11 protein-coding genes are annotated in these 13179 nt (G+C 58.3%); 6 read left to right on the forward strand and 5 right to left on the reverse strand.

Annotation, left to right across the window (positions count from 1 at the left end):
* Nucleotides 1-35: 35 nt before the first annotated feature.
* The 5 genes from IM303_RS17115 (at nt 36) to gss (ending at nt 5753) form a co-directional block, all read left to right on the forward strand.
* The gene (locus IM303_RS17115) at nt 36-989 is read left to right on the forward strand and encodes an ABC transporter permease (protein WP_028014405.1); all 954 of its coding nucleotides are present in this window, start codon (nt 36-38) and stop codon (nt 987-989) included.
* 4 nt (nt 990-993) lie between these two features.
* Nucleotides 994-1839 carry an ABC transporter permease gene (locus IM303_RS17120; protein ID WP_028014404.1) on the forward strand — a complete coding sequence of 282 codons (846 nt, stop codon included), beginning with the start codon at nt 994-996 and terminating at the stop codon, nt 1837-1839.
* Complete coding sequence (locus tag IM303_RS17125; RefSeq protein ID WP_047367402.1) at nt 1832-2806, forward strand: ABC transporter ATP-binding protein; 975 nt, start codon at nt 1832-1834, stop codon at nt 2804-2806. The genes IM303_RS17120 and IM303_RS17125 overlap by 8 nt, the downstream gene beginning before the upstream one ends.
* Complete coding sequence (locus IM303_RS17130; RefSeq protein ID WP_049000655.1) at nt 2803-3774, forward strand: ABC transporter ATP-binding protein; 972 nt, start codon at nt 2803-2805, stop codon at nt 3772-3774. The genes IM303_RS17125 and IM303_RS17130 overlap by 4 nt, the downstream gene beginning before the upstream one ends.
* A gap of 116 nt (nt 3775-3890) precedes the next feature.
* The gene (gene gss / locus IM303_RS17135; protein ID WP_193360116.1) at nt 3891-5753 is read left to right on the forward strand and encodes a bifunctional glutathionylspermidine amidase/synthase; all 1863 of its coding nucleotides are present in this window, start codon (nt 3891-3893) and stop codon (nt 5751-5753) included.
* A 54-nt stretch (nt 5754-5807) separates the two neighbouring features.
* Here the strand turns inward: gss and pgaD are convergent, their stop codons facing one another.
* The 5 genes from pgaD to IM303_RS17160 all read right to left on the reverse strand — a co-directional run bounded on the left by pgaD (nt 5808) and on the right by IM303_RS17160 (nt 12341).
* A complete protein-coding gene (gene pgaD, locus IM303_RS17140) occupies nt 5808-6242 on the reverse strand; it encodes a poly-beta-1,6-N-acetyl-D-glucosamine biosynthesis protein PgaD (RefSeq protein WP_193360117.1) in 435 nt (144 codons plus the stop codon).
* A complete protein-coding gene (gene pgaC, locus IM303_RS17145) occupies nt 6239-7570 on the reverse strand; it encodes a poly-beta-1,6-N-acetyl-D-glucosamine synthase (protein WP_193360118.1) in 1332 nt (443 codons plus the stop codon). Before pgaC ends, pgaD begins: the two co-directional genes overlap by 4 nt.
* Nucleotides 7563-9500 (reverse strand): poly-beta-1,6-N-acetyl-D-glucosamine N-deacetylase PgaB, encoded by a 1938-nt coding sequence (gene pgaB, locus IM303_RS17150; protein ID WP_193360119.1) that lies wholly within the window; start codon nt 9498-9500, stop codon nt 7563-7565. Before pgaB ends, pgaC begins: the two co-directional genes overlap by 8 nt.
* Before the next feature lie 8 nt (nt 9501-9508).
* Nucleotides 9509-11947 (reverse strand): poly-beta-1,6 N-acetyl-D-glucosamine export porin PgaA, encoded by a 2439-nt coding sequence (gene pgaA, locus IM303_RS17155; protein WP_193360120.1) that lies wholly within the window; start codon nt 11945-11947, stop codon nt 9509-9511.
* 130 nt (nt 11948-12077) lie between these two features.
* On the reverse strand, nt 12078-12341 hold the full coding sequence (locus IM303_RS17160) for a hypothetical protein (protein WP_127334660.1): 264 nt from the start codon (nt 12339-12341) through the stop codon (nt 12078-12080).
* A gap of 279 nt (nt 12342-12620) precedes the next feature.
* Here IM303_RS17160 and IM303_RS17165 point away from each other — a divergent pair, with 279 nt between their 5' ends.
* Nucleotides 12621-13148, forward strand: coding sequence for a helix-turn-helix domain-containing protein (locus IM303_RS17165; protein ID WP_045260784.1), 528 nt, complete (start codon nt 12621-12623; stop codon nt 13146-13148).
* The last annotated feature ends 31 nt before the right edge of the window (nt 13149-13179 follow it).

Below are 13179 nucleotides of genomic sequence, written 5' to 3' on the forward strand. Positions count from 1 at the left end.
CCGGTCGTAAGATCGGGGCCTTTTAAGGGCACGTCGTGAACACACTCCTCACGCGTCGGCTGCTGCAGCTGCTGCCGATGCTTTTCTTTATTTCGCTGGTGGCGTTTTTGCTGGTCAAGCTCGCGCCCGGCGACCCCGTGGCCGCGTACATCACGCCGCGTATGGCGCCGGAAGATATTGAGCGCATTCGCCAGAGCCTGGGGCTGGATAAGCCGCTGGTCACGCAGTACGTCCTGTGGCTGAAAAGCGTCCTGCAGGGCGATCTCGGCTATTCGTTGATTTACCACCGCCCGGTGCTGGAGATGATCGGCGAACGCATTCCGGCCACGCTGGGGCTGATGGGGGCGTCGCTGCTGATGGCTATCGTGCTGGCGATCCCGCTGGGGCTGCTGGCGGGGGCATTTAAGCACCGCTGGCTGGATCACCTGTTGAACCTGTTTGCCTATATCGGCATCTCGGTACCGATTTTCTGGTTCGGCATTTTGCTCATCACCGTTTTTGCCGTGCAGCTTAACTGGTTCCCCAGCATGGGGATGCGCACCATCGGCATGGAAGATAATGCGCTGGATCTGCTGCGCCACGGCGTGCTGCCGTGTATTGCTCTCACGTTTTATAATCTTTCCAGCTACGTACGCTACATCCGCTCCAACACCATCTCGCAGCTCTCGGCCGACTACGTGCAGACCCAGCTGGCCTACGGCGCCACGCGTTCCAGCATTCTGTTCCGCCACGTGCTGAAAAACGTGCTGCTGCCGGTGATCACCCTGTTCGGATTGTCGTTCGGTGAGCTGATTGTGGGGGCCTATGTGACGGAAAGCGTCTTCTCCTGGCCGGGGATGGGGCTGCTCGGGATCCAGTCGATCGCCTCGCTGGACTACCCGCTGATTATGGCGATCATCATGCTCTCGTCGATAATGCTGATCGTCGGTAACCTGATCGCCGACGTGCTTTATCGCTTCGCCGATCCCCGCATTCGTACGCTGAGGTAACCGGATGAGCAGACGCTGGCAGCAGGTTCGTCACCAGCTGCGCCGCAACCGTCCGGCGCAGTTCTCCCTGTTTGTGCTTTTTATTTTCGTTGTCGCCGCGCTCTGTGCGGGGTTAAGTCCGTACGATCCAGATCGGATGGCGCTCGGCGCGCGCACGTTGCCGCCGGATGCCGCGCACTGGTTCGGCACCGACGAATACGGGCGCGACTACTTTACCCGCGCGCTGTACGGCGGCCAGATCTCCCTGATGGTCGGTTTTCTTGCCATGCTCTTTTCCACGCTTATCGGCACGGTGGTAGGAACGGTGAGCGGCTATTTTGGCGGCTGGCTGGATAACCTGATGATGCGCGCCGTGGATATCCTGATGGCCATTCCGGCCTTCTTCCTGCTGCTGGTGGTGAATGCTTACCTCAAGCCGGGCGTGGATAACATCATTCTGATTATCAGCCTGCTGACGTGGATGAACATGTCGCGTCTGGTGCGTGCTGAAACCCTATCGGTGAAAGAGCGCGAGTACGTGCTTTATGCCCGCGCGTCGGGAGCGCATCCGCTGCGTATTATCGTGCGCCACATCATTCCCGGCGTGCTGCCGACCATTATCGTGGCGGCCACGCTGAATATCGCCTCGGCCATTCTGATGGAGTCAACGCTCAGCTTCTTAGGGCTGGGCGTGCAGGCACCGGCGGCATCATGGGGAAGCATGCTTAACAACGCCCAGTCTTATATTGGCGAAGCGTCGTGGCTGGCGATGTTCCCCGGCATTCTGATCCTGCTGACGGTGTTCAGCTTTAACGTGCTGGGCGATGTGTTCCGTACCGCCTTTGAGCCGGGAGCAAATCGCGATGAGTAACTTATTAGCGCTTGAGAACCTGCAAACCACGTTCCGCACCCGCGAGGGCGAGGTTCACGCGGTGCGCGGCGTGAGCTTTCAGGTTCAGCCGGGGGAACTCGTCGGTATCGTCGGCGAGTCGGGCTGCGGGAAAAGCGTCACCTGTAAGTCGATTATCCAGCTTCTGGGGAGCAACGGACGGATAACCGGCGGCAGCATTCGCTTCCAGAATGAGGACCTGGCGCAGAAAACGCCCGCGCAGATGCGCGCCATTCGCGGCAACGAGATCGCGATGATTTTTCAGGATCCGATGACCGCCCTGAACCCGGTGCTCACTATCGGCAAGCAGATGTCTGAGATCCTGGTGCGAAATAAAAAACTGTCGAAAAAAGCGGCCAAAGCGGCAGCAATAGCCATGCTGGATCAGGTGGGCATTGCTGAAGCGGAACGCCGATACGACCAGTATCCCCACGAGTTCAGCGGCGGGATGCGCCAGCGGGTGATGATCGCTATTGCGCTCTCCTGCAATCCGAAGCTTCTTATTGCCGATGAGCCGACCACCGCGCTGGACGTGACCATTCAGGCGCAGATCCTGCGCCTGCTGAAAAGTCTGCAACAGCAGACCCGGACCGCGATTTTGCTGATCACCCACGATCTCGGCGTGGTGGCGCAGGTCTGCAGCCGCGTGGTGGTGATGTACGGCGGGCTGGTGATGGAGGAGGGGAGCGTGGAGGACATTTTTTATCGCCCTGCGCATCCTTACACCCAAGGTCTGCTGGCCTCTCTGCCGCGCCCGGATGAGGTCAACCAACGTTTATCGCCCATTGAAGGTTCGCCGCCTGGCCTGCTTAACCCGCCGCCGGGCTGTCCATTTGCGGAACGCTGCCCGAAGCGCATGCCCCAGTGTGAACGGCAACCCGCATTTTACACCGCCGGAGAGGGCCATCGCGCCGCCTGCTGGCTATGGGCCGAGGAGATTCAGGCATGAGTGAACAACAGGCGCCATTAGTGAGCGTGCGCGATCTGCGGAAGCACTATCCGCTCAACGGCGGTTTGCTGCGTAAAGGCGTGGCCGTGAAGGCGGTTGATGGCGTGAGCTTTGATATCCAGCCCGGCGAGACGTTTGGCCTGGTGGGGGAGTCCGGCTGCGGAAAATCCACCCTCGGGCGCGCCATACTGCGCCTTTTCGATATTACCTCTGGCGAGATCCACTTTGCCGGACAGGCAATCGCCCACGTCCGCGAAAGAGAGCTCAAGCCGCTGCGTAAGCGGATGCAGGCAATTTTTCAGGATCCTTACTCCTCGCTCAACCCCGGTATGACGGTGCGACAGCTGGTGGCCGAACCGATGCAGATCCACGGCTACAGCCGCGAAGAACAGCGAGAACGTACGGAAACGCTGCTCTACAAAGTGGGGCTGAAGCACGAACACCTTGAACGGTTCCCGCATGAGTTCAGCGGCGGGCAGCGTCAGCGCATCAGTATTGCCCGCGCGTTGTCCGTGCATCCTGAATTTGTGCTGTGCGATGAGCCGCTCTCGGCGCTGGACGTATCGGTGCAGGCGCAGGTGGTGAATATTTTGCAGGACCTGCAGCAGGAGTTGGGGCTAACCTATCTGTTTATCGCCCACGATCTCTCCATGGTGCGCCATATCTCCAGCCGCATTGGGGTGATGTATCTCGGCAAACTGGTAGAGGTGGCCCCGGCGAATGAACTGTATCAGCGCCCGGCACACCCTTACACCCGCGCGCTGCTGGCGGCGGTTCCCCAGCCCGATCCGCGTATTCGCAACCTCGACGACGCCACCCTGCGCGGCGACATTCCAGGCCCCACGTCCGCGCTGCCGGGCTGTAAGTTCTGCAGCCGCTGCCCGCACGCCATGCCGGTTTGTCAGACGCAGGAGCCTGCGATGCAGGAGATTGCGCCAGGGCATTTCGCGGCATGCTGGCTGTTTTAAATGTTATTCACGCGTCGCGCAGGTGTATGATAAAAGCTCCTCTGTCAGGTTAATTACAACGTGCAGACGACGACAACCCATAAAAAATTGCCGCCTGCCTGTTTTAGGTTGGATACATGCGTAAAGGAAAGTTAAGCAGTGATGCGCCATTCGGGACGTTGTTAGGCTATGCGCCCGGTGGCGTGGCGATTTACTCATCAAATTACGGCAGTCTGGACCCGCGTAACTACCCGGAAGACGCGGACTTTCGCAGCTATATCGGCAATGAATACATGGGCCACAAGTGGCAGTGCGTTGAGTTTGCCCGCCGTTTCCTGTTCCTCAACTATGGCTTCGTGTTTACCGACGTCGGCATGGCGTGGGAAATCTTCTCCCTGCGCTTTTTGCGCCAGGTGGTGAACGATAACATTCTGCCCCTTCAGGCTTTTGCCAACGGCTCAAAGCGCGCGCCGCGCGCCGGGGCGCTACTGATCTGGCAAAAAGGCGGCGAGTTTCATGAGACCGGCCACGTGGCGGTGATCACCCAGCTTCTGGACGATAAGGTGCGTATTGCGGAGCAGAACGTTATTCACTCGCCGCTGCCGCTCGGGCAGCAGTGGACGCGCGAGCTGCGCCTGAGCGTGGAGAACGGGCGTTATACGATCCACGACACCTTCAGCGACACGGAGATCCTCGGCTGGATGATCCAGACCGACGATACGGAACACAGCATTCCCCAGCCGGAAATCGACGGTGAACTGCTGAAAATCAGCGGCGCGCGGCTGAAAAACACACGTCAGTTTGACGGGAAGTGGCTCAACGAAAATGACGCGCTGCAGCAGGCGTATGTCCGCGCCAACGGCCACGTGATCAACAAGGATCCCTGCCAGTACTTCACCATTACCGAAAGCGCCGAGCAGGAGCTGAACAAGGCCACCAACGAGCTGCACCTGATGTACCTGCACGCGACGGACAAGGTGCTGAAAGACGACAATCTGCTGGCGCTGTTCGACATCCCGAAAATCCTCTGGCCGCGCCTGCGCCTCTCCTGGCAGTGGCGTCGCCACCATATGATCACCGGTCGTATGGATTTCTGCATGGATGAGCGCGGGATTAAGGTCTACGAGTACAATGCCGACTCCGCGTCTTGTCACACAGAAGGCGGGTTGATCCTCGAAGAGTGGGTCAAAAACGGCTATCGCGGCAGCGGGCACAACCCGGCGGAAGGCCTGCTGGAAGAGCTGACCGGCGCATGGAAGCACAGCCACGCCCGGCCGTTCGTCCACATCATGCAGGACAACGATGTCGAAGAGGACTATCACGCGCTCTTTATTCAGCGTTCGCTGATGCAGGCCGGATTTGAAACCAAAATTCTGCACGGGCTTGGCGCCCTGAGCTGGGATGCCGCCGGGCAGCTGATTGACGACGAAGGTCGTCACGTCAACTGCGTGTGGAAAACCTGGGCGTGGGAGACGGCGATAGAGCAGATCCGCGAGGTCAGCGAAACCGAATACGCCGCCGTGCCGATCCGCACCGGGCATCCTGAGGGCGAAGTGCGCCTGATTGATGTTCTGCTGCGCCCGGAAGTGCTGGTCTTTGAACCGCTGTGGACCGTTATTCCCGGCAACAAGGCGATTCTTCCGGTCCTGTGGCAGCTGTTCCCGAACCACCGCTACCTGCTCGACACCGATTTTGAGGTGAATGACCTGCTGAAGCAGACCGGATACGCCGTCAAGCCGATTGCCGGACGCTGCGGCAGCAATATCGATCTCATCAGCGCCCAGGACGAACTGCTGGATAAATCCAGCGGCAAGTTTGTTGACCGAAAAAACATCTACCAGCAGCTGTGGTGCCTGCCGAAGGTCGACGGCAAGTACATTCAGGTCTGTACCTTTACCGTGGGCGGGAACTACGGCGGGACCTGCCTGCGCGGCGATGACTCGCTGGTGGTGAAAAAAGAGAGCGATATCGAGCCGCTGATTGTACTGAAGGATAAGTAACGTGCATCTGCGCTAAAAAAGCCCCCGCAGGGTATTCTCTGTGGGGGCTTTTTGTTACTGCGCTTCCTCGTCCTGCTGCGCGCTGGTTTTCAATTCGATGATGCGTCCAATCTGGTCATGATAAACCGTCAGCAGGTTGTGCTGGCTCATCTCCGAGATGAGCTGCGGTGAGACGTTAAAGCTGCGGGCAAGTTCGTCATGATGCAACAAGCCCGGCTGACGTCGTCTTACGTTCGCGCGGCGGCGGTTGTACTGATACCACAAAATCAGCAGCCAGCCGTTGAGCGCGGCGAACAGCAAATAGATCAACACCGTATTAAAGGAGGCAATAATCACGCCCCACCGGTGGTCGCTCTCCTCGGTTAACTGCATCCACAGCCTGGCATACAGGAAGAACAGAAACCCGCCCCACGCCACCACGGTTAACGCGGCATCAAAAAGTCGTGGCAGCAACCGATGTTCAGTCAAAATTAAGGTATTTTCGTTCATTGAAGGCTTCCTTTTCCCCGGTCCGGACTGATCCAGCGCGCGCGGGCGCGCTGACGTTTAAGCATGACTTTTGGAAATGCGACGAGGGTGGTGAACAGACCAATCATCCAGTAGACCATCGGGAACCAAATCACCCAGAAAAGCGAGCTGGCCACCTTGCGCTCATAGCGCCGCTCGATGTACAAGCTGACCAGGAACTGCAGCAGGCACATCACGCCCAGCAGCAGCCCGGTAAACGCCGGGGGAAACAGGGTTTCAACGGTCAGCCTGGCGGGAATGGGCGCGACGTGGCTGATGATGTACAGCAGCACCGTTATCGCATACGCGAAGGCCCACAGCGTTGACAGCGCGTACTCCAGAAACAGGGGCCACATGCGGTGATGCTCCCAGCGCACCATCTTGCGCAGGTTGACCAGAAATACCTCCGCGCCGCCCTGTGCCCAGCGCAGACGCTGCTTCCACAGGCCCTTCAGCGTCTCCGGCATCAGGATCCAGCACAGCGCCCGCGGCTCGAAAAAGATATCCCAGTGGCGCAGCTGGAGCTTCCAGCTGATGTCGATGTCTTCGGTGATAATGTCCGGGCTCCAGTACCCGACGTCCGCCAGCGCCTGCCGGCGAAAGGCGGCGATGACGCCGGAGACGGTAAAGACCCGGCCATAGATCCGCTGCGTCCGCTTGATGAGCCCAATGATGGACGAAAACTCGCCAACCTGAATGCGGCCAATCAGCGTGGAGCGCGTGCGAATGCGCGGGTTCCCGGTGACCGCCCCGACGTGGGGATACTGAATCAGCGGCGCGACCAGATAGGCCGCGGTGTCGCGGTCGAGCAGGGCGTCGCCGTCAATGCAGACCAGCAGATCGCCCCGGGCCGCTGCCGCCCCGGCTTTGAGCGCCACGGCTTTTCCCTGGTTCTCCGCGAGGTTAATCACCCGCAGGCGCGGCTGCTCCAGCGCCAACTGCTGCAGCACTTGCGCGGTGTTATCAGACGAGCCGTCGTTGATGGCGATCACTTCAATATTCTCGTACCGCTGAGCCAGCGCGGCGCTGATGGTCTCTCTGGCGTTTCTTTCCTCATTGAAACAGGGGATCAGAATTGAGATGAGCGGCTCGCCGGCGAGCGTCGGGGCGGGCGTGTCTTTATCCCACGACCAGCGGCGTTCAAGCTGAAACCAGAAATAGAGGCCGCCGGTGACCCAGAGCACGGACATAAACAGCGGCCAGAAGAAGACAAAATCCAGAATCAACTCGCCGGTAAAGAGGGCGGCCACCCCTAACGGCAGCCCGAATACCAGACACAAAATTGAAAAGGCGATTATGCGATCAGTCATTGTCAGGGTACCAGTAGGAAGAAAAGACGGGCCTGATGCGCGAGATATCAGGCTGGTTATTGATGAAATCGTCAGGGTAGTAGCCGTAGTTTTTGATGCCGTTCAGCTGGAGGACGCGCATCCACGCCGCAAGCTGACTGTCGGAGACGGCGCGCTGCGGCTTCTGCTCCCAGTCTCTGGCCTGCAGCTCGAAAATGGTTTTATCCAGCGCGCCGGGCCGCGCGGCGACGGCCTTGATCAAACGCGTCAGCCAGGCATTGCTCTCGTTCGCCGGAACGGACTCCATCAGCGGCATTGCCATGGGCACCGTCCAGTCATAGGCCGCCAGAAAATCATCGAGATTCTGCGCAAACCACGCTTCGCTTTCGGGCTGCAGAATGGGAAGGACGAACATATTGCGCGCGGTTTTTATCTGCGGGCCGCGGATGTGCTTCACCGCCTGGCTCAGAGCGCGGGTAAAACCGATAAGCCTCCGGCTTTTCTGGCGCGTCGTGTCCTGCCCGGCAGCGTCAACGTCCGTCAGTACCGCATCGTCATGGAACAGGATCCCGTTGAAGCTGGCATGGCGGGCCAGATCTTCATAGATTTCCGTCACCTGCAGGCGAACCTGCGGGTCCCACGGTGAAAGCCTGAGGTAGGGCTCATTGGCCTCGCGCAGCTGGCCGGTTCGATCGTCCCGGCGCTGCACGCGCGGCAGGGCAGGATCGAGATCGAACGAGAGCACCGGCATCCACGCGTAGACCTTCACCCCCGCGCGGGTTTGCAGCTGCCAGGATACGAAGTTAAAGAGATCGGCCCGGACCGGAAGCCGGCGGTTGGGGAAATAGAGCGCCCTGATCCTGCCGTCGCCCTGCGGGTCGGCAAACGCCTGCAGGAAGACGTGGCTGATTTTCATGTCGTAGACCCGCTGGATCAGCCTGTTGATGTTTTGGGTCTGCTGAGCCGGATCGGGATCGTAAACGTAGTCGAGATCGACGTGCATCACGCGCACGGGATCGAGCTCCTGAACCCGGCTGACCGAACTGGCAAACGCTTTGAGCGAGGGGTTGCCGGCGATCAGCAAACGGGGGATGTTGCCCAGCTCCTGCACGTTCCCCAGCCCGTCCTCAAGGGTAAAGGCCAGCTGATAACCCTGCTGCCTGGCGATGGCGAGCGACGTACCGCTGGCGGCACCGTAAGGCCAGACCCAGGCGCGCGGCGCTTTGCCCGTCACCTGCGCGATTTTCTCCGTCACCTTGCGGACGTCATCGCCGATCCGCTGGCTGAACTGCTGGTCAGTTTCATAGCGCCCCGTCGCTTTATCATAAAAGCGGTTGGCGATGGCCGGTTCGCGGCTGCCCTGCGGGTTGGCGACGATGCCGTAATGCGAGGCCCAGGTATGCGATCCGATCTCAACCAGCGGAGACTGGCTGAGCTCGCGCACCATGTCCCAGGTCGCGAAGCGATCCCGGGGCGTCATCAGGCCGCCAAAGTTCACCTTCTGGTTTGCTGGCGTATCCACCCAGCTGCCCACCGGTGCCCAGAGCGCAGGCACGTTCCAGGCCTTAAGCAGCGGCCAGACGCGGGTGTAGAAGCTGCTGTAGCCGTCGTCAAAGCTGAGCAGAACGGCTTTCGGCGGCAGCGATTTTTTGCCGTCATGCGCGTCCAGAATGTCCTGCACGCTGATGGCGTGATAGCCGTTGTGCAGAAGCCAGCTAATCTGCTCGTTTAGCGCGCTGGTGCGCACGGAGAGGTAGCGCTGATCGGCGGCATCGTCTTCGACGTCGTGGTAGGCCAGCACCAGAAACTGGTTCTGCGGCCAGGGTTTGCTCGCCTCCGGCTGCGGCCGCTCGCTGGGCGCAATGAACGAGATTGCCTGCGCCCAGACGCTCGCGCTGAGGCAGAGCCAGCCGATGAGGATCAGGCTCACGGAAAAACGTGTGTTCAGCATATTCATCCTTAAAAGCGTAAAGTCGCGTCAAGCGTGAGGGAGAGGTTGCTCTCGCGTTTGCCGTCGTAAGGGCGTTTATCCCAGTTCAGCATCACGCCGGCATCAATGACGTTATTCCACTGGACGCGTTGCCCGTAGCCCAGCAGGGCGATGGCGCCAACGGACTGGTTTTTCTGCCAGTAGCTGCCGCCTCCCGCCACCAACTGCTGGCTCCAGAGGGTGTCGTAATGGCGGTACATCTCATGGTCCACGGACAGGGCGGCCGTCACGGACAGATCCCGCGCCGGGTTGTAATAGAGCGTGTCCCGCAGGCTGTTTTTACTGGCGGCGATCCCCGGTTCAAGATCCAGCGTCAGGGTCGGGGTCTGCCAGAGACGCTCCTTACCGGTAAGGGTGTATTCCTGTCGGCGATTATGGTCTGAGAAGCGGCTGACGGCGGCGCTGAACTGGTACTCACGGCGCTCGTTTTGATACCAGCGGATCCCGCCTTCACCCCGGTTGGCGCTAATCCCGTTGCGTAATGCCCGTAGCGGCGCGGTGCGGGATAAGCGTTCAAGGCTGCCGCTGAACTGCCAGTTATCATTGAGAAAGTACGTGGTTGAGAGGCGAGCACCCGGCTTGTTTTCACCGTGATAGCGGTTGCTGGATACCTCGGCTTCGAGCTGAAGGTCGCGAGGACGCCACTCGATGCCGCCCAGGAGGTGACGGCTGGTGCCTTTGCCTTCATCGAAATTACCCTGCGCATAGCGGGTACCCGCAAACAGCCGCCAGCTATCCGCTACCGGTGGACCATAGAGCGTGGCATCCCCGTTCAGGTCGTGCGTCCCGCTGATGGGGTTATCGGAGTGCAAGCCCTTGCTTGCGTTAAGGCGCAGCTCGGACATGTGATGCACCGTTCTGAGCCTGTCCAGACGCCTGGCGCTGCGAGCAACGGGCGCGCGGGCAAGCACGTCGTCGGCCAGTAAATCCATCTGGCGCCACTCCTGCAGATCCATGGCGACGTAAGCCTGCTGCTGTTCCAGCTCCAGATTAGATGGCTCCAGCGCCTCCGCCCTTTTCAACGCTTGCTCGGCCGCGCGCGGCTGGCCCCGCGCCTGAAGCAGGGTGGCATAGTCAATCTGCAGCCCCTGATTGCCCGGCGCCGTTGTTGCCAGACGGTGCGCCAGCTTCTCCGCATCCGGCAGGGCGTTGGTTGAGAGCAAATAGTTAAATTTGAGCGACTGCCCGGTAAGCCACCGATCGTTGGGCTGCGGAGTGGGCGAGCCAAAATCGTAGCGGATCCACGGAACGCTGTGGGTCTGGCGCTCTACGTACTGTCGAGCGGCCTCATACTGCCCCGTGTCCAGCCAGGCGTAGAAAAGCGCATGCTCCTCGTCCTGCGGATCGGCGGCGTATTGCGGATAGCGTTGCAGCAGCGAGAAGGCGGCAGTGGCGTTTTTCTCCTGCAGATACGCGGAGATCGCCCAGCCGATGGCCCAGCCCGGCACCGGATGCTGCGCCTCCGTCAGCGCCTGATATTCACGGATGACCTGCGGGTAATCGCCATGCGCGTACAGCGCACCCAGCCTGTCGATACGGGCGAGGATGATGTCTTCCGCTGCCTGCGGTTCGTGTTGCCAGCGTGAGAGCAGGGCGTCGTAACGATTCAGTGCCGTTTGCGCCAGCTGCAGGCGCTCCTTTTCCGTTCTGCCAGGCACGTCGGCAAGGCGAACCCATTCTGCGGCGGCATTAAGCTCCAGACGGCGGCGCTGCGCGGGGGTCAGCGTTACCCTTTGTGACAGCATCAGCGCAGGAGTACTCACCCGGTTATCCGTTAGCGCGTCAGTCAGCTCGCTAAGGAGCGCGTTATTCTCCGGCGCGAGGGTCAGCGCGCGCGTGTCCGCTAAAAGCCGATCCCAGCTTTTTCCCTGGCGTAACCAGACGTACGAAAGCGTCTGAAGATGCGCCGGAGAGGGATCCTCCGTCACCAGCTGGCGGGCTTCCTGCAGAGCGAGCGTATCCATGCGGGCATCGGCCAGGGTTTTGATATAGCCGATACGATAATCGTCATTATGTGGCGCAAGGCTAAGCGCCTCTTTCCACAGCGATAAGGCAGGCTGCCACGCTTTTTGATCTCTTCTGGCCTGCGCGACAGCCGCAACGCCGCGAGCGGGCAGCGGCATATAAATGCCATAGCGCTGCCAGAGCTGAATCACCTCGTCATTACGACCTGCCCACGCAGCCACCTGTAACCAGTCCGCCACTTGCTCGGGCGACAGAGCATGCTGTTGCTGATACCGCTGAAGATAATTGAGAAACGGCGTGTAATTACCGTTACGTGCCTGTTGAATCTGTTGCTCATAAACGGATTCCGTTGCCTGAACGAGAACAGGAAACAGAAATAGCAGAAACAATAATCCTGGGGCGCGATAAAAGAATAACGTATTGAAGCGAAGCGATCTTTCCATATCTATTTGCCATTTGTTTATCATGAATCCATTGCATAACACGGCTGCCTTTTAACGCTGCGTTAAAGGCCATTAATGAGAACATTAAATCTGAATGCAGTAACGTTATGGGGTACTTACTTTAAGGTAATTATGGAACCTCCTCTTTGGGGACTGGGTGGAAGGTAATGTACACCTGATATGTTGCCGGATAAATATGGTGAAAAGCAGAGGGGTAGTTTTGGGATAATTCTGGAATGAGATGTCTTTTGTGATTATTTTGAATTGAATCTGTATTTGTAACTATTTGATATTGATGTGTTTTATTTATGTCTTTTTGAGTTTGTTTATATTCCTGGCGAGGTTTTATTGTAGCAATTAAAGTACTTTCTGGTGCATGTTTGGGAAGTTTCATGACAAAAAGTCTTAATGTTCAGCGAAGTGACTTTTCTGCGATTGTTTTTTATTTATAATTAACGCCAGCCATTGAATGAAAGTCTACAGGAAGTCTTACTCATCAATGTCTGTATTGAGGGATGTTCAACGCCAGAATACATATTGTCGTTAATATTACAGCGCTATAAAACGAAGGCGGCCTTCTTTCTGAAGGTGCGTTCTTGCTTTAATCTAAAAGGGATGGTTAGTGGCAACTTCAATAGTGTTAGTGACCCAGGATCGCTATCTTGTCAGGGGGATGAGGCTATTTTTCCCGGATATTATCCTGCTCGACTCGATTGACAGAAACATATTTGATAACGGTGCAGATGAATATTCTGTGTTGATTGATAGCCGTTCTCCGCTCCGTTTATATGATTACCTGATACGCCATCCGGCCAGAACAAAAAAAACGATCTGCTGCGTTATGCTGGATATGCGACATCGCGAGGAGAATCTACTCAGTATGAAGTTGTTTATGAACACGTCGCTTACGGCGCCGGATATGGCATCGTTATTTAACCTGGTGCTCAATATGAAGGGCAGGCGTCTGACCACCAAATGGCTGCTTAACTTACGGCTTGGCACGCACGAAGCGATCATGCTGCGGTTGTTGAGGGCAGGGATGTCGATGGAAGCGATTGCCGATGAACTGAACACGTCGGTGAAGAGCCTCTATCGCAAACGGACGGCGCTGTCGGAACGCCTGGGGGCGGAGAACTTCAACGAGGCGTGTTTGTTTATCTTTAAAAACAAACTGCTGGATGCGGTTGGGAACGATCCCTGAATTCCTGAGAGCCTAAAAGCAAAAACCCGCC

It is taken from the genome of Enterobacter cloacae complex sp. P38RS, assembly GCF_014930775.1.
In the GTDB taxonomy this organism is placed as follows: domain Bacteria; phylum Pseudomonadota; class Gammaproteobacteria; order Enterobacterales; family Enterobacteriaceae; genus Enterobacter; species Enterobacter bugandensis.